Genomic DNA, 16,703 nt, shown 5'->3' on the forward strand with positions numbered 1-16,703 from the left:
CGCATGGCGCACCGCTTCGATCCCGCGATCCTGCGCGACTATGACATTCGCGGCGTCGTCGGCCGGACGCTCGGACCGGCGGATGCGGTGGCGCTCGGGCGCAGCTTCGGCACGCTGGTGCGGCGCGCAGGCGGACGGGCGGTGGCGGTCGGCTATGACGGCCGGCTGACGTCTCCGATGCTTGAAGCCGGGCTGGTCGAGGGGCTGACGGCGAGCGGGGTGGACGTGGTGCGCATCGGGCTCGGCCCTTCGCCGATGCTCTATCACGCCGCCGCGACGCTACCAGTGGATGGCGGCATACAGGTAACCGGCAGCCATAATCCCGGCGACCACAACGGCTTCAAGATGCTCCACCAGTGCCGCCCGGTGTTCGGCGCGGCGATCCGGGAACTGGCGGCGATGGCGACGGCTGGCGACTGGGAAACCGGAGCGGGCGGCGTCTCCACCGTCGATGTGCTCGCCGGCTATGTCCGCCGCGTCATGGGGAAGTGCACCGCCGCCTTCCGCATCGGCTGGGACGCCGGCAACGGCGCCGCCGGCCCGGTGATCGAGCAGCTCGTGAAGCTGCTGCCGGGTGAGCATCACCTGTTGTTCACCGATGTCGACGGCAATTTTCCCAATCATCATCCCGACCCGACCGAGGACGCCAACCTTGCCGACCTGCGCGCGCTGGTCGCCGCAAAACAGCTCCATTTCGGCGTAGCCTTCGACGGCGACGGGGACCGGATCGGCGTGATCGACGGCGAAGGCCGCGTGCTGCGCGGCGATCAGATCCTGTCCATTCTGGTCGAGCCTGTTCTGCGCGCCTTCCCCGGCGCGCCGATCGTCGCCGACGTGAAATCCAGCAGCGCGCTGTTCGATCGCATCGCCGCGCTGGGCGGCCGGCCCGTGATGTGGAAATCGGGCCACAGCAACATCAAGGCGATGATGCGCGAACTGGACGCCCCGATCGCGGGAGAGATGAGCGGGCATATCTTCTTCGGCGGGGACTGGCTCGGCTTCGACGATGCGCTCCATGCGGCGGTGCAGCTGATCGAGGCGGTGGCGGAATCGGGCAAATCGCTGGCGGCGCTGCGTGATGCCATGCCCGCGCTGGTCAGCACGCCGGAGCTGCGCTTCGCGGTCGATCCGGCGCGGAAGGATGGCGTGGTGGCGGAGGTGGTCGCGCGGCTGCGTGCGTCGGGCGCGCGCGTCGACACCACCGATGGCGCGCGCGTTTCCACCGCCGACGGCTGGTGGCTGCTGCGCGCCTCCAATACGGAGGACATGCTTACCGCGCGCGCCGAGGCGGGTGACGCCGACGCACTCGCCCGCACCGTCGCCGCGATCGACGCCCAGCTTGCACTGAGCGGAGTCGCTCGACATGACGCGCGAGACGCCCCACATTGAAGCGATGCGCCCCTCGCCAAGCATCATCCGCGTCATCGATCTTGAAACCACCGGCCCCACACCGCCGCAGCACGGCGTGTGCGAGATCGGTTGGCAGGACGTGGCGCTGGGGCCGGACGGTCGCTGGGAAATTTCCGGCGACGGCGGCAACCGGATGGTCAATCCCGGCCGGCTGATGCCGCCGATCACCCAGGCGATCCACCACATCCTTGACGAGGATGTCGCCGATGCGCCGTGGTGGCACGACGTGGCCCGCCCGGTGCTCGATCCATGGCCGCGCCGCGTGGCGCTCGCCGCGCATCGCGCCGATTTCGAACAGGTGTTCTGCACCCCCGCCCTTACCCACGGCGCGGAGTGGATCTGCACCTGGAAATGCGCGCTGCGGCTGTGGCCGGATTCGCCCAGCTTCTCGAACCAGGTGTTGCGTTACTGGCGCAAGCCGGAAGGGCTGATCCACGAACGCGGCCTGCCGGCGCATCGCGCCTTCCCGGACGCCTATGTCACCGCCTTCCACCTGCGCGACATGCTCAACGAGGTGGGCGTGGAGCAACTGCTCGAATGGTCGCGCGTTCCCGGCCTGCTGCCGCGGGTGCGCTACGGCCCCGATCGCGGCAAGGATTGGCGCGAGATCGAGGAAGAGAGCCTGATCGGCTTCCTCAGCGACCGCGATCCCGACGTGCGCTTCACCGCCGAGACCGAGATGGCGCGGCGGCGCGGCGGCGGCAATGTCGGCCGCCCAAGCCCGCAGGAGCTGCTCTTCTGAAATTCAGCCCGGCACGAACTTCATGAGGTTGGGCTGCCCGGTCCATGCCGTCTGGCCGCCGTCTGCGACGATCACCGCCCCCGTGACATAGGATGCCGCGTCCGACGCGAGGAAGGCCACAACCTCGGCCATTTCCTCCGGTGCCGCCGCGCGGCCGAGCGGGATCGTTTCGTGCCACGCCGCCTCCAGCCCGGGCAATGCCTTGGCACCGGCGGTGAGCGGCGTCGCGACCAGGCCAGGGCACAGCACATTCGCCCTGATCCCTTCGCGCGCATGATCGATCGCGAGGCTGCGAGTGTAATTGATGACCGCCGCCTTCGCCGCATTGTAGGCGGTGAAGCCGTAATCCCCCGCCAGGCCGGAGATGGATGCGGTGTTGACGATCACGCCGCCCGGCTTTGGCATGTGCGGGATCGCCGCGCGACAGGCATAGAATACGGCGTTCAGGTCGATGCCGATCACCCGCTCCCACTCCGCCGGGTCCAGATCAGGCGTGCGCCCGAAGCAGCCGATGCCGGCGTTGTTGAAAAGGATGTCGATTCGCCCGTGTCGCTCCACGGCGGCGGCGATCGCGGCCTCCAGCTCGGGGCGCTTCGCAACGTCTGCGGTCAGCGCGATCCCGCCGGTCTCTTCGGCCACGGCGCGTGCCGCGTCCGCCGCCAGATCGACGACCACCACCTTCGCGCCCTCACGGGCCAACAGGCGCGCGGTCGCGGCGCCGATGCCCGATCCGCCGCCGGTGATGAACGCCACCCTGCCATTGAAGCGCATGTTCCCCTCCGTCCGCCATGCACGGTTGATTCATGCGCCGGCTCGGGCCATCATAACTTTGGTTATGGACGCTGGACAAGCCGGCGCGCGACGGGAGAGGCGACAACATGGCGGAGGGCAAGAGTGTCTGCATCATCGGGGCGGGCTGTTCCGGCTTCACCACCGCCAAGCGGCTGAAGGACGAGCGCATCACCTTCGACTGCTTCGAGATGTCCGACGAGATCGGCGGCAACTGGTATTACAAGAATCCGAACGGCAAATCCGCCTGCTATCAGTCGCTCCATATCGACACCTCGAAATGGCGCCTCGCATTCGAGGATTATCCGGTTCCCGCCGACTGGCCGGATTTCCCCAGCCACGCGCAATTGTTCCAGTATTTCAAGGATTACGTCGCGCATTTCGGGTTGCGCGAGCATATCACCTTCAACACGGCGGTGACGAAGGCAGCGCGCCGCCCCGGCGGCGGCTGGGAGGTCACGCTGTCGACCGGCGAGACCCGGCGATACGACACGCTCGTCGTGTGCAACGGGCATCACTGGGATCCGAAGGTGCCGGACTATCCGGGCGACTTCCACGGCGCGCATTTCCACGCGCACGATTATCGCGATCCCTATGATCCGGTCGATCTGCGCGGCAAGAACGTGGTTGTGGTGGGCATGGGCAATTCCGCGATGGATGTCGCGAGCGAACTGTCGCAGCGGCACCTTGCCGCGAACCTGTGGGTCGCGGCGCGGCGCGGCGTGTGGGTCTTGCCCAAGATGGCGGGCGGCAGACCGCTCGACAAATCCGCGCCGCCGACCTGGCTTCCGCGCAAACTGGGCAAGGCGCTCGCCCGCCGCGCGATCAAGAAGATGGTCGGGCGGATGGAGGATTACGGCCTGCCCAAACCCGATCACGAACCGCTCGACGCGCACCCATCCGTGTCAGGCGAATTTCTGACGCGGGCAAGCTGCGGGGACATCAAGTTCAAGCCGAACATCAAGGCGCTTGAAGGCGATCATTTCCGTTTCGAAGACGATAGCGTGGAGCGTGTGGATGCGATCATCTATGCCACCGGCTATCGCATCAGCTTTCCGTTCTTCGACGATCCCGCGCTGAAGCCCGACCCGCAGAATCGCTTCCCGCTGTTCAAGCGAATGGTGGTGCCCGGTGTCGATGGCCTGTTCTTCATGGGCCTGGCGCAGGCGCTTCCCACGCTGGTGAACTTCGCGGAGCAGCAGTCCAAGCTGGTCGCCGCCGCGCTTTCCGGCCGCTATCGCCTGCCCGATACGGAGGAGATGAAACGCATCACCGCCGATGACGAGCGCGTCGAACTGGGCGATTATTATCAGTCGACGCGCCACACGATCCAAGTCGATTTCTCGCGCTACGTCGCCGATCTGAAGAAGGAGATCGCGAAGGGCGAGCGCCGTGCGCAGGCATCCACGCGGCAGCGCGCCGCATGAATCGGATCGCCGCGGAACGGGTTACCCAGGACATAACCGTCGAGGATCGCACGGCGCTGCTCGATTCAGTCGCGCGGCTGCTTGCCGATCGCTGCACCGAAAGCGACGTGCGCCGGATCATGGCGAGCGATTCCGGCCACGATCCGGCCTTGTGGCGCGCGCTCGCCGATCTCGGCGTGGTCGGGCTGACGGTGCCGGAGGCGCATGGCGGCGCGGGGCTGGGTCCGGTCGAGCTGGAATTGGTGATGGAAGCAGCCGGCGCCGCGCTGTTGCCCGCCCCGCTGCTCTCCACAGCGATCGCCGCGACGCTGGTCGATGGCGAACGGCTCGCGGCGCTCGCGAGCGGTGACAGCATCGCGGCGGTCGCCTTTGCCGGGCGAGACGACTGGACCGGGCGATGCGACGTGCGCGCCGACGGCGAGCGGCTGAGCGGCACCGCGCGCTTCGTGCCCGATGCCGGGATCGCCGACACGATCGTCGTCACACTCGACGATGCCGTATTCGCGGTCGCGCGACAGGATGCGACGATCGCCCCCCTCCCCGTGTTCGATACCACGCGCCGCCTCGCCGACGTGACCTTCCACGGCCCCGCCACCCGCATCGGCAATGGCAGCCGGATCGCCGCCGCCCGCGCTGTCGCGATGACTGCGCTGGCGGGCGAGCAGGCCGGCGGGGCGCGGCGCGTCATGGATATGGCGGTCGATTACGCGCGCGAGCGTCACCAGTTCGGCCGCGCGATCGGCAGCTTCCAGGCGGTGAAGCACATGGCCGCCGATCTGCTGCTTGAGGTGGAAAGCGCCACCAGCGCCGCGCGCGATGCAGCGCGGCAGCTGGCGGAGGGGCGCTCCTCGCGCGACGCCGCGATCGCGCTCGCCGCGTTCGCCTGCGGCGATGCGTTCGTCCGCTGCGGCAAGGATGCGATCCAGATGCACGGCGGCATCGCTTTCACCTGGTCGCATCCGGCGCACCTTTACCTGCGCCGCGCCCGCTCCGCCGCACAGCTCTACGGCGACGGCAATCATTGGCGGGAACGCTACATCCGCGCGCTGGAGGTGCAGGCATGACCGACGAACAGCTCAAGGCGGAGGTCGAGGCATGGCTGGCCGCCAACTGGCAGGGCGCAGCGGCGCATCACGAAAGCTTCGGCCGCGATCCGCGCAGCGCCTGGCTCGCGAAGGTTCGTGACGCCGGCTGGGCCGCGCCGCGCTGGCCTGCGGAATGGTACGGCCGCGACCTTTCGGGCGATCAGGCGAAGATCGTCGAGCGTGCCTTCGCCGCCGCCGACGCCCCCGGCGCGGGCCAGGATCGCAGCAACCTGTGGGCCAATACCGCGCTCGCCCACGCTACCCCGGCGTTCAAGCGCGTGATCGTCCCGCAACTGCTCGCCGGCGAAGTGGGCATGTGCCTGCTCTATTCCGAGCCGGGGGCGGGCAGCGATCTCGCCGCCGTTCGCACCCGCGCCGACAAGGTGGATGGCGGATGGCGCGTGACCGGACAGAAGGTGTGGACATCGGGTGCGGCTGTCGCCGACTATGGAATGCTGATCGCCCGCACCGATTGGGACGTGCCGAAGCATCGCGGCATCAGCTTCTTCTTCCTGCCGATGAAGCAGGACGGCGTGGAAGTGCGCCCGCTGCGCCAGATCACCGACGAATCCCACTTCAACGAGGTGTTCATCACGGACGCCTTCGTGCCGGACGAGAATCTGCTCGGCCCGCTCAACGGCGGCTGGGGCGTGTTGCAGACGGCGCTGGCCTACGAACGCTCGGTGATGGGGGATCGCGCGCGCGGGCCGCGCTCCGGCGCGGGTGGACCAAAGGGCGATTATTCGCTGCTCGGGCTTGCGCGGGAGGCGGGGCGGCTGGACGATCCGGTGATCCGGCAGGAACTGGCGCAGGTGATCGCGTGGCGCGTGCTGAACAAGCTCAATACCCAGCGGGCCAAGGCCGAGCTGCAACAGGGCACCTCATCCCCGATCATGTCGCTCGGCAAGCTGGCGATGAGCCGCATCCTGCATGAGGAGGCGCGCGTCCGCACGTTGCTGCTCGGGCCGGAGAGCCTGTTGCAGGGGCCGGATCATCCCCGCGGGGAGGACGCCAATTTCCTGACGCTCAACGCCTATTTCACATCGATCGGCGGCGGGACCGACCAGATTCAGCGCAACATCATCGGCGAACGCGTGCTGGGCCTGCCCAGGGAGCCGGAGGTCGATCGCACCATTCCATTCCGAGAGGTACGTGCAGGATGAGCAAGACCATCTTCATCAGCGGCGGCGCATCCGGCATCGGGCTCGCCGCCGCGCGCCGCTTCCATCGCGAGGGCTGGCGGATCGGCATCGGCGATATCGACACGGCCGGCATGGCGCGGGTGGCGCAGGAACTGAACGCGTTTACCACGCCGCTCGACGTGCGCGATGCGGCGCAATGGCACGCCGCGCTCGCCGATTTCGTCGGGGAAACGGGCCGCCTCGATGCGCTGCTCAACAATGCCGGCATTGCCCGTTATGGAATGTTCGAGGATATCACGCCGGACGAATCCGAGCTTCAGGTCGATATAAATCTTAAGGGCGTCATTAACGGCGTCTATGCGGCATTGCCGCATCTGAAGGCTACGCCCGGCAGCCGCCTCATCAACGTGGCGTCGGTGGCGGGCATTGTCGGGTCACCCGGCCTGGCGGTTTATTCAGCCACCAAGCATGCGATGCGCGGTCTTTCCGAAGCGCTCGACGCGGAGTTCACGCGCCACGGAGTCGCCGTGACGTGCGTGATGCCTTTCTTTGTCGAAACCCCGATCCTCGACGCGGGATCGAAAGGCAGCAACCGATCGATCCGCGATGCGATCGGCAAGGCGCCGATTTACACGGTGAACGATGCCGCGGAGGTGATCTGGCAGGCAGCGCACGGCAGCGAGCGGGAATATATCGTCGGCAAGGCGGGGCGGCAGGCGAACTTCGCACGCCGCTTCATGCCGGGCCGCCTGCGCAAGCGGATGAAGGCAGCGTTCGCGCGATAAATCAACGCGCCGGCTTCTGCTTCGGGGCCGGCGTCTTTGGCTTGTAGGCGCACAAATCCGCCTCGATGCAGCGCCAGCATTCCGGCTTGCGCGCCTTGCAAACGTAGCGGCCATGCAGAATCAGCCAGTGATGCGCATGGACGCGGAACGGCTGCGGCGTATTCTTGTCGAGCCTTTTCTCGACTGCCAGCGGCGTCTTGCCCCTGGCCAGGCCGGTGCGGTTACCGACCCGAAAGATATGCGTGTCCACCGCGAACGTTTCCGCGCCGAAGGCGACGTTCAGCACGACATTGGCGGTCTTGCGCCCCACGCCGGGCAGCTTCTCCAGCGCGTCGCGATCTTCCGGCACCGTGCCGCCATGCTCCGCCACGAGCGCGCCGCTCAGCGCGATGACGTTCCTGGCCTTGGTGTTGAACAGGCCGATCGTCTTGATATGCTCCTTGAGCCCCGCCTCGCCGAGGGCGACCATCTGCGCCGGGGTCCTCACCGTCTCGAACAGCCGGCGTGTCGCCTTGTTGACGCCGGCATCCGTGGCCTGCGCGGACAACACCACCGCGACCAGCAACTGATAATCGTTGCCCGATTCAAGCTCGGTCTCCGGGTGCGGATTGGCCTCTGCCAGCCGGCGATAGAATTCGAAGATGTCGGCCTTCTTCAAATCCCCAGCACCTCCGCCATGCCATAACGCCCCGCCGGCTTGCCCGCGAGCCACAGCGCCGCCTTCAGCGCGCCGCGCGCGAAGATCGTGCGATCCTCGCCGCGATGGCCGAGTTCGATCCGTTCGCCCTCGCCCGCGAAAACCACCTGATGATCGCCCACCACCGATCCGCCGCGCAGCGATGAGAATCCGATCGTCCCTTCCGTTCGCGCGCCCGTCAGCCCCGCCCGGCCATCCACGCGCACCTCGCCCAGCGTCGTGCCGCGCCCGGCCGCCGCCGCATCGCCCAGCAGCGTTGCCGTGCCGGAGGGGGCATCCACCTTGTGGCGGTGATGCATCTCCACGATCTCGATATCCCATTCCGCGCCGAGCCGCTGCGCGGCTTCCCGCACCAGCACCGCCAGCAGGGTGACGCCGAGCGACGTATTGCCCGTCTGGAGCACCGCGATCGATTGGGACGCCTTGTCGATCAACGCATGGTTCGCGGCGTTCAGGCCGGTGGTGCCGATGACGATCGGGGTGCCGGCCGCGACCGCCGCCGCAAGGTTCGCCTCCAGCGCAGCGGGAGCGGAGAAATCGACCAAAACGTCGGCGGCACGTGCCAGCGGCGCGGGATCGTCACCGGCGTCCACCCCGCCCGCGACGACGGCGCCCTCCTCCGCCGCGATCGTTGCGATCACGCGCCCCATGCGCCCCGCGCTGCCATAGATGCCGATCTTCGTCATATGCTCCCCGGGGTGTGGCCTTTTCGGTCGCGCTCTTGGCACAGTTCACACGGATGCGCGACACATTCGCCCCGCCTTGCACGGCGCTTCCGGCGCTGCCAAACACCATGAAACCGATCCTGATGCGGAGCCTGTGATGCGTTCTCGACTGCCTCTCTTCCTTCTCGCCACCGCGCTCGCCGCGCCAGCCTTTGCGCAGACCTTCTCGATCGACACGCTGAAGACGGTGACCAGGGAGCTGTCCTCCGATGCGTATGAGGGCCGCGCACCGACAACGGAGGGCGAGAAGAAAACGGTCGCCTATATCATCGAGCGGATGAAGGCTGCTGGCCTACAGCCGGGCAACAAGGGCCAGTGGACCCAGGACGTGCCGATGGTGGAGATCGAGGCAAAGAACATCAAGCCGTTCGTCGTATCCGGCGGGAAGACGCCGATCGCGCTGGCCTATCGTGACGATATCGTCGCCGGCACCTATCGCGTCGTGCCGCAGATTTCGCTGAAGAACAGCGACATGGTGTTCGTCGGCTACGGCATCAATGCGCCCGAAAAGGGCTGGAACGATTACGCCGGCGTCGACGTGAAGGGAAAGACGGTCGTCATCCTCATCAACGACCCCGACTGGCAGACAAAGGACGCCGGCCCCAAGGCCGGCCCGTTCGAAGGCCGCGCGATGACCTATTACGGCCGCTGGACTTACAAATTCGAGGAGGCCGCGCGGCAGGGCGCCGCCGCCGCGATCATCGTGCACGACACAGAGCCCGCCGCCTACCCGTGGGCGGTGGTCCGCTCGTCCTGGACCGGGGCGCAGCACGAGCTGGACGAGGCCGGCAACCATATAGACCAGAGCCAGATCGTAAGCTGGATCCAGCTGAACCGCGCCAAGGAGATCTTCGCCGCCGCCGGAAAGGATTTCACCGCACTGTCGGAAGCCGCGAAGCACAAGGGCTTCAGCGCCGTGCCGCTGGGCCTCAAATTCTCCGGCGGGTTCGACAACACGATCCGGCGCAGCATGTCCAAGAATGTGGTCGGGCTGCTCCCGGGCAAGACCGCCCCGGGCGAGACCGTGCTCTATTCGGCGCACTGGGATCATCTGGGCCATTGCGATCCGGTCGACGGCGACGGCATCTGCAACGGCGCGGTGGACAACGCTTCGGGGGTCGCCGGGTTGATCGCCATGGCAGAGGCGCAGGCCAAGGCCGGGCCGGCGCGGCGCTCGATCGCGTTCCTCGCCGTGACGGCGGAGGAAAGCGGGCTGCTCGGCTCGGCCTATTACGCGCAGCACCCGGTATTCCCGCTCGGCAAGACGGTGGGCGGCGTGAACATGGACGTGCTGAACGTGATTGGCGCCACCAAGGATTTCGAGCTGACCGGCGCGGGAAAATCGCAGCTGGAGGATATGGTGAAGCCGCTGCTCGCCGCGCAGGGCCGCACGATCGCGCCGGAATCGACCCCCGAGAAGGGGCATTATTATCGCTCCGACCATTTCTCCTTCGCCAAGCTCGGCGTGCCGATGCTGTCGGGGGGCAGCGGGGAGAATCTGGTCAACGGCGGCGTGGCGGCAGGCCGCGCGGCGGCACAGGATTATGTCGAGCATCGCTATCACAAGCCGCAGGACGAATATAACCCGAACTGGGACTGGTCCGGCGCGGTGCAGGATCTGACGATCTATTATCAGCTTGGCCGCGAACTGGCGGACGGCAGCATGTGGCCGAACTGGTATCCCACCGCCGAATTCCGCGCGATCCGCGACAAATCCCGGAGCGACGCGAAGTGACGAGCGCCCCGCCACCGGAATGGGCGCGCCACAAGGCGGTGTGGATCGGTTTTCCATCCCACCCCGAGCTGTGGCAGGATGATCTCGATCAGGCGCGCGAGGAAGTCGCCGCCTTCGCCCGCGCGGTGCATGCCGACGGGCGCGGCGAGAAGGTGCTGCTTGTCGCCGCCGATGCAGAGGCCGGCGTTGCCGCCGGCGAGCTGGCCCCGTTCGCCGACGTGGTGGTCGAGCCGTTCGGGGACATCTGGCTGCGCGATACCGCCGCGATCATCACCGGCGATGGCACCGCGCGCGATTTCGCGTTCAACGGCTGGGGCGGGAAATACGATCTGCCCGGCGATGACGATATCGGGGCGCGCCTCGCGCGGCGGCGCAACAAGCGCATCGTGCCGTGCGACTGGGTGCTGGAGGGTGGCGCGATCGACGGTGACGGCACCGGGCTTGTCGTCACCACCGAACAATGCCTGCTAAACCCCAATCGCAACGGCCTGATCGGAAAGGCGGAAATCGCCGAACGGCTGGAACGCGATCTCGGCTTCGATCGCGTGCTGTGGCTGGGCGACGGCCTGCTCAACGATCATACCGATGGCCATGTCGACAATCTCGCGCGCTTCATCGGCGAAGGCCGACTGGCGATCCCGGTCGCCGCCGACAATGATCCCAACTGGCAGGTCTATCAGCTCGCCGCTGATCGCGCGCGCGCATTCGGCGTTAGCGTCGTGCCCGTGCCCTCCCCCGGCCGCGTGATGCGCGATGACGAGATAGTGCCGGCCAGCTACATGAATTTCTACATCGGCAATGCCAGCGTCGTGGTGCCCATCTACGGCGCACCCGACGACGACGTTGCGGTGCGCGAATTCCAGGCGCTGTTTCCTGACCACAAGGTCATCGGGCTGCGCGCGGATGCGATCCTCACGGGCGGCGGCAGCTTCCATTGCATCAGCCAGCAGATACCGGGGTGATCGAACGCCAGGGGTTGTGGAGGACAGACGGGGGCGCTTCTGAGCGAAAGCGGGCGTCAAGGTCGCGCTTCTCCAGCGGCTCCGGGATGTGCGCCCGCTCGCTGCGGAGCAAGCAGGATGAGCAACAGGATCGCGCCGGCAAGAACGGCTGTCGCGAGCGGCCTGCTAAGATCGAGGCCGCCCTTCGCTACTGGCTTGTCGAGAAAATCACCCACGGTCGCGCCGAGAGGCCGCGTACCAATGAACGCCATCCAGAAGAGCAGGACGCGCGAGATGCTTGTGAAATAATAGAACACGGCGAGAACCGACAGCACGCCAGCAAATATCAATGCGGCACCGGCATACCCAAGCGCACCATCCGAAACCCAATCACCCAGCGCCGTGCCCAGAGTTTGTGAAAAGGTGATCGTGATCCAATAAAATATCTCTGCGCCCCTGGTTTCGATACGGTTGATATCCACGCCCCCGAACGTGCGATGCCAGCAAAACAGCGACAGGAGGACCAAACTGGCCAACAGGAGCGAGCCGCCCGGGTAGCCCAGGCCCGATGGATCGGGTCGAAAAATCGGCGAGCGTGGTTCCTGCCGTCGTGGAGGCGATGATTGTGGCCCAATACAACCAGGGGTTGAAGCGGCGTGCGCTGACCTGAAGCCAGATCAGTGCGATCAGCACGACGCCGAATATCGCGGTGCCGACAAGATAGCCATTCACGCCGCTGCTGGCCCCGGCCGGCGTGGTTTCCCCCAGCCATGTCATGCTCACCGCATCGCCACCGGTTTCTCCCAGGGTGGTGGCGAGGATTTTGATGATCCAGAAGGTGAAGGTCACGGCGGGAACCTTGCCGCCCGCTTTACTCATCCGTGCCTCCGCGACAGCGACTGGCTCTCAATGAAGCCTTATCGGCATGTCCGCAATCGCAGCCGGCGCCCTCCCCACCGATCCGCGACCATTGGATCATCGCCGCGCATCGCCTACATGCGCCCGCATGACCGATATCACCGTCGCCGCGCTGCAACTCGCTTTCTCCGATGATCTGGAGCGAAACATCGCCAACGTCTCGCGCCTCGTCCGTGAGGCGGCTGCGCGGGGCGCGCAGGTGATCCTGCCGCCGGAATTGTTCGAGGGCGAGTATTTCTGCCGCGTCGAGGATGAGGGATTGTTCGCCAACGCCCGGCCCACCGCGGAGCATCGCGCGGTGCTGGCGATGCAGGCGCTCGCATCCGAACTGAAAGTCTGGATTCCGACAAGCTTTTTCGAGGCGGACGGCCCGCATCATTATAACAGCCTCGCAATGGTCAACCCGGACGGAAAGGTCGCCGGCGTCTATCGCAAGAGCCATATTCCCGATGGTCCGGGCTATGAGGAGAAATTCTATTTCCGCCCCGGCAATACGGGATTCAAGGTGTGGGACGGCCCGGCGGTGAAGCTCGGCATCGGCATCTGCTGGGATCAATGGTATCCTGAAACGGCGCGCGCGCTGATGCTGATGGGGGCGGAGGTGCTGTTCTACCCCACCGCGATCGGCAACGAGCCGCATGACGCGGGACTGGACACCGCGCGATTGTGGCGACGCGCGATGATCGGCCACGCGGTGTCTAACGTGGTGCCGGTGATCGCCGCCAACCGCGTCGGAACCGAGCACGGCCAGACGTTCTACGGCACCAGCTTCATCTGCGATGAGCGCGGCGACATTCTGGCGGAACTGGATCGCAACGAGGAGGGCGTCATCACCGCGACCCTGGATATCGATCGCGTCAAACGTCACCGCGCCGCTTTCGGCTTCTTCCGCGATCGCCGGCCGGAACTGTACGGGCGCCTCGTGCACGATATCTGATCGCGCGCCGAACATGCTGTCGCAGCGTGGGTTTTTCTGCCACGCTCTGCCGCGATGACCCGCCTTCGCCCTGACGACGCCGACGCCCGCTTCATCCGGCGCCTGTTCATCACCGCGCTCATATTAGGCGTGCTCGCCGCGCTTTACGTCGCGGCAAACCTGCTGATCCTCGCCTTCGGTTCGGTGCTGGGCGCGATCGTGATCCACGCGATAGCGGAAATCTATCGCGAGCGGGTGCGGATGCCCGCCAGGGTCGCGCTGGGCATGGCGGTCTTGACGATACTGGCGCTGATCGCGTTTCTCGGCTGGCTTTTTGCCGTAGCGTTTCGCGAGCAGGTCAATCTGTTCGTCGCGCGGCTGCCGCTGATGATCGACCAGCTCGGCGGCTATATGGCGCAGACGCCGGTCGGGGCGAAGATCGCCGATGCCGTGCGTGCCGCCTATGCGGGCAGCCGGATCGCGCAGGATATCGGCGGGCTCGCACAGGGTGTCGGCGAGATATTTCTCAACGCCCTTCTGGTGCTGGTAGGATCGATATTCTTCGCGGTCGATCCGGGGGTGTACGAGCGCGGACTGCTGCTGCTCATGCCACCATCGAAGCGCAAGGCGATCGACGACGCGCTCGTCGATGTCGCCTCCACGCTGCGGCTGTGGCTGCGCGCGCAGCTGATTCAGATGACCACGATGGGCGTTCTCGTCGGGCTCGGGCTCTGGGCCGTGGGCGTGCCCTCCGCCGCCGCGCTGGGCCTGCTGACCGGCCTTTCGGAATTCATCCCCTATGTCGGCCCGGTTGCGGCGATGCTTCCCGCCCTCGGCCTCGCCGCGACGCAGGGGCCGCATGCGCTGCTGTGGACATTCGCGGTGTTCGCGGCGGTCCGGCTGGTGCAGACCAATCTCATCACGCCATTCGTTACCAGCCGGGTGATCGCGATCCCGCCGGCGGTAACCCTGTTCGCGATCCTCGCGATCGGCGCGGTATTCGGCATCTTCGGCCTGTTCTTTTCCGCTGCGCTCCTCGTCGTCATCTTCACTTTGGTCCGCAGTCTTTACCTGCGAGAAACCCTTGGGGAGGATATGCCGTTCGGCACGCGCTGAATGGCCCGAATCGCCTCACAGGCCCTGCGACTCGCGGGAAACCCTCGCTTAAGTCGAAATTAACCTTTTGCCTTCAGAAAGTATTTGGTTAATCATTCTGTCGCGTTCGGGCCTGGGAGGGACCGTAACGCGGTGTCGAACGGGGAAATCAGATGCGGGTGTTGCTGATCGAGGACGAGCCGACGACCGCGAGGGCGATCGAACTCATGCTCACCACGGAGGGGTTCAACGTCTATGCGACGGACCTGGGTGAAGAGGGTTTGGACCTCGGCAAGCTATACGATTACGACATCATCCTGCTGGATCTGAACCTGCCCGACATGCATGGCTATGACGTGTTGAAGCGGCTGCGCGTCGCCCGCGTCACGACGCCGGTGCTGATCCTTTCCGGCATCAACGAAATGGATTCCAAGGTGCGCTCGTTCGGCTTCGGCGCCGACGATTACGTCACCAAGCCATTCCACCGCGAGGAGCTGATCGCCCGCATTCATGCGGTGGTGCGCCGCTCGAAGGGGCATTCGCAATCGGTCATCAAGACGGGGAAGCTTGCCGTCAACCTCGATGCCAAGACTGTCGAGGTCGATGGCGCACGCGTGCATCTGACCGGCAAGGAATATGCGATGCTGGAGCTGCTCTCGCTCCGCAAGGGCACGACGCTGACGAAGGAGATGTTCCTCAATCATCTCTATGGCGGCATGGACGAGCCCGAGCTGAAGATCATCGACGTGTTCATCTGCAAGCTCCGCAAGAAGCTGAGCCTCGCATGCGACGGCGAGAATTACATCGAAACCGTGTGGGGCCGCGGTTACGTCCTGCGCGAACCGGAAGAGGCCGTGCAGGTCGCCTGACCTGACCACGCTTCGTTACCGGTAGACGGCCGCGACATCGGGGGGTGTCGCGGCCGTTTTCTTGTCCGGTCGGTAGTTGGCGGCTGGTATGTCAGATTGCGATTTGCCGGCTTTCGCCGCCATTATCTGGCACCATTGCGGACACCGGCGCGCCAGGAGCGCGACCATCCACGCGGTGCGATCACACAATCGTCGATCGTCATTTTCCACCGGCGGGCTGGCAGAAACATGTTGTACCATTCGGGACAACTGTGTACCGAAAGGTCAATCACCTCTCGCGATCGCTCACGACCGATCGCACGCCGAAGGGAAAAACGATGTCTCGTCCTCCGTTTCCACCATTCACTCATGAAACTGCGGTCGAAAAGGTTCACCTGGCGGAAGACGGGTGGAACACGCGCGATGCGGCCAAGGTAGCGCTCGCGTACACGCTCGATACCCGCTGGCGTAACCGGGTGGAATTCGCGACCGGCCGGGATGAGGCCCAGGCATTTCTCACCCGGAAATGGAACAAGGAGCACGAATACCGGCTCATCAAGGAGCTCTGGGCCTTCACGGGCAATCGCATCGCGGTGCGCTATGCGTATGAATATCGTGACGATGGCGGACAATGGTTTCGCGCTTACGGGAACGAGAACTGGCTTTTCGCGGAGGACGGTCTGATGTCCAACCGCCATGCGAGCATCAACGAGATGCCGATCACGGAAGCGCAGCGAAAGTTTCGCTGGCCGCTCGGTCGCCGTCCGGATGACCATCCGTCGCTGAGCGATCTGGGCTTGTGAGCGCCAAACGCGTCCTGACCGATCGCCAGAGCGCGTTGCCCGCATTGGCCGAAGCATTCCGCGAACACGGCTTCGCGGGGGCAAGCCTCGCCGTGCTCTCGGCGGCGACAGGTCTTGGCAAAGGCAGTCTCTACAACTTCTTCCCCGGCGGGAAGCAGGAGATGATGGAGGCGGTGCTCAAGGACATAGAACGCTGGTTCACCGCTGCGATCTTCACGCCGCTGGAGCATGTCTCGGAGCCGCGTGCGGCCGTTACGGCCATGATAGACGATGTGACGACGTACTTCCTGTCGGGAAGGCGCGTATGCATCGTCGGCAGTCTCGGCCTCAATTCTGCCGGCGATGCATTCGCGGCAGCAGTGAAGCAGTATTTCGCCCGCTGGATTGCCGCCCTGGCGCTTTGCCTTGAACGAGGGGGTGTGCCACCCGCGCCGGCATTGGAACTCGCCGAAGAGGCCGTTTCCGGCATCCAGGGCGCCATTGTCCTGTCGCGGGCGCTTGGTGACGAGGCGACCTTTCAGCGGATCGTCGGGCGGCTCAGAACGTCTCTGCTCGGGGCGCTGGACCGCAACGGCTGAGCGGGGGCGGGCGCTGGAAATGGCCTTTGCAGGGAAGCGTTGATCACTTTTCCCCGCACTCAGATCG

Annotated in this window: 16 protein-coding genes and 1 pseudogene; 13 read left to right on the forward strand and 4 right to left on the reverse strand. The window is 65.8% G+C overall.

What is annotated here, in order from left to right; all coding sequences use genetic code 11:
- The first annotated feature begins 3 nt into the window (after positions 1-3).
- Together FFS35_RS12280 and FFS35_RS12285 are read left to right on the forward strand one after the other, a co-directional pair.
- Positions 4-1,389 (forward strand): phosphoglucomutase/phosphomannomutase PgmG, encoded by a 1,386-nt coding sequence (locus FFS35_RS12280; protein WP_137787380.1) that lies wholly within the window; start codon positions 4-6, stop codon positions 1,387-1,389.
- Positions 1,390-1,393: 4 nt separating this feature from the next.
- Positions 1,394-2,152, forward strand: coding sequence for a 3'-5' exonuclease (locus FFS35_RS12285; protein WP_137787429.1), 759 nt, complete (start codon positions 1,394-1,396; stop codon positions 2,150-2,152).
- Between the two features lie 3 nt (positions 2,153-2,155).
- On the opposite strand, the gene FFS35_RS12290 is transcribed toward FFS35_RS12285, so the two are convergent.
- Positions 2,156-2,923, reverse strand: a complete 768-nt coding sequence (locus FFS35_RS12290; protein ID WP_137787381.1) for an SDR family NAD(P)-dependent oxidoreductase — start codon at positions 2,921-2,923, stop codon at positions 2,156-2,158.
- A 107-nt stretch (positions 2,924-3,030) separates the two neighbouring features.
- On the opposite strand from FFS35_RS12290, the gene FFS35_RS12295 reads away from it, so the two are divergent.
- From FFS35_RS12295 to FFS35_RS12310, 4 genes are read left to right on the forward strand one after another with little or no spacing between them, the layout of a single operon-like run.
- Positions 3,031-4,368 (forward strand): NAD(P)-binding domain-containing protein, encoded by a 1,338-nt coding sequence (locus FFS35_RS12295; protein WP_137787382.1) that lies wholly within the window; start codon positions 3,031-3,033, stop codon positions 4,366-4,368.
- Positions 4,365-5,432, forward strand: a complete 1,068-nt coding sequence (locus FFS35_RS12300) for an acyl-CoA dehydrogenase family protein (RefSeq protein WP_137787383.1) — start codon at positions 4,365-4,367, stop codon at positions 5,430-5,432. The genes FFS35_RS12295 and FFS35_RS12300 overlap by 4 nt, the downstream gene beginning before the upstream one ends.
- Positions 5,429-6,616 carry an acyl-CoA dehydrogenase family protein gene (locus FFS35_RS12305; protein ID WP_137787384.1) on the forward strand — a complete coding sequence of 396 codons (1,188 nt, stop codon included), beginning with the start codon at positions 5,429-5,431 and terminating at the stop codon, positions 6,614-6,616. Before FFS35_RS12300 ends, FFS35_RS12305 begins: the two co-directional genes overlap by 4 nt.
- Positions 6,613-7,380, forward strand: a complete 768-nt coding sequence (locus tag FFS35_RS12310) for an SDR family oxidoreductase (protein WP_137787385.1) — start codon at positions 6,613-6,615, stop codon at positions 7,378-7,380. The genes FFS35_RS12305 and FFS35_RS12310 overlap by 4 nt, the downstream gene beginning before the upstream one ends.
- Position 7,381: 1 nt before the next feature.
- On the opposite strand, the gene nth is transcribed toward FFS35_RS12310, so the two are convergent.
- The gene (gene nth, locus FFS35_RS12315; RefSeq protein WP_137787386.1) at positions 7,382-8,038 is read right to left on the reverse strand and encodes an endonuclease III; all 657 of its coding nucleotides are present in this window, start codon (positions 8,036-8,038) and stop codon (positions 7,382-7,384) included.
- A complete protein-coding gene (dapB, locus tag FFS35_RS12320; protein ID WP_137787387.1) occupies positions 8,035-8,763 on the reverse strand; it encodes a 4-hydroxy-tetrahydrodipicolinate reductase in 729 nt (242 codons plus the stop codon). The genes nth and dapB overlap by 4 nt, the downstream gene beginning before the upstream one ends.
- A gap of 136 nt (positions 8,764-8,899) precedes the next feature.
- Here dapB and FFS35_RS12325 point away from each other — a divergent pair, with 136 nt between their 5' ends.
- Positions 8,900-10,537 carry a M28 family metallopeptidase gene (locus tag FFS35_RS12325; protein WP_137787388.1) on the forward strand — a complete coding sequence of 546 codons (1,638 nt, stop codon included), beginning with the start codon at positions 8,900-8,902 and terminating at the stop codon, positions 10,535-10,537.
- Positions 10,534-11,499 (forward strand): agmatine deiminase family protein, encoded by a 966-nt coding sequence (locus FFS35_RS12330; protein ID WP_137787389.1) that lies wholly within the window; start codon positions 10,534-10,536, stop codon positions 11,497-11,499. The genes FFS35_RS12325 and FFS35_RS12330 overlap by 4 nt, the downstream gene beginning before the upstream one ends.
- Positions 11,500-11,555: 56 nt before the next feature.
- On the opposite strand, the pseudogene FFS35_RS12335 reads toward FFS35_RS12330, so the two are convergent.
- Positions 11,556-12,357: pseudogene (locus FFS35_RS12335) on the reverse strand (hypothetical protein).
- A gap of 127 nt (positions 12,358-12,484) precedes the next feature.
- Between FFS35_RS12335 and aguB the strand changes: the two are divergent.
- The 5 genes from aguB to FFS35_RS12360 all read left to right on the forward strand — a co-directional run bounded on the left by aguB (position 12,485) and on the right by FFS35_RS12360 (position 16,636).
- A complete protein-coding gene (aguB, locus tag FFS35_RS12340; RefSeq protein ID WP_137787390.1) occupies positions 12,485-13,333 on the forward strand; it encodes an N-carbamoylputrescine amidase in 849 nt (282 codons plus the stop codon).
- A 54-nt stretch (positions 13,334-13,387) separates the two neighbouring features.
- Positions 13,388-14,428, forward strand: coding sequence for an AI-2E family transporter (locus FFS35_RS12345; RefSeq protein WP_137787391.1), 1,041 nt, complete (start codon positions 13,388-13,390; stop codon positions 14,426-14,428).
- Between the two features lie 152 nt (positions 14,429-14,580).
- Positions 14,581-15,276, forward strand: coding sequence for a response regulator transcription factor CtrA (ctrA, locus tag FFS35_RS12350; RefSeq protein ID WP_137787392.1), 696 nt, complete (start codon positions 14,581-14,583; stop codon positions 15,274-15,276).
- A 317-nt stretch (positions 15,277-15,593) separates the two neighbouring features.
- Positions 15,594-16,058: a DUF1348 family protein gene (locus FFS35_RS12355; protein ID WP_137787393.1), complete on the forward strand. Its 465-nt coding sequence runs from the start codon at positions 15,594-15,596 to the stop codon at positions 16,056-16,058.
- On the forward strand, positions 16,055-16,636 hold the full coding sequence (locus FFS35_RS12360; RefSeq protein WP_137787394.1) for a TetR/AcrR family transcriptional regulator: 582 nt from the start codon (positions 16,055-16,057) through the stop codon (positions 16,634-16,636). The genes FFS35_RS12355 and FFS35_RS12360 overlap by 4 nt, the downstream gene beginning before the upstream one ends.
- Positions 16,637-16,703 lie beyond the last annotated feature (67 nt).

Source organism: Sphingomonas sp. 3P27F8, from assembly GCF_005502745.1.
Taxonomy (GTDB): Bacteria; Pseudomonadota; Alphaproteobacteria; order Sphingomonadales; family Sphingomonadaceae; genus Sphingomonas.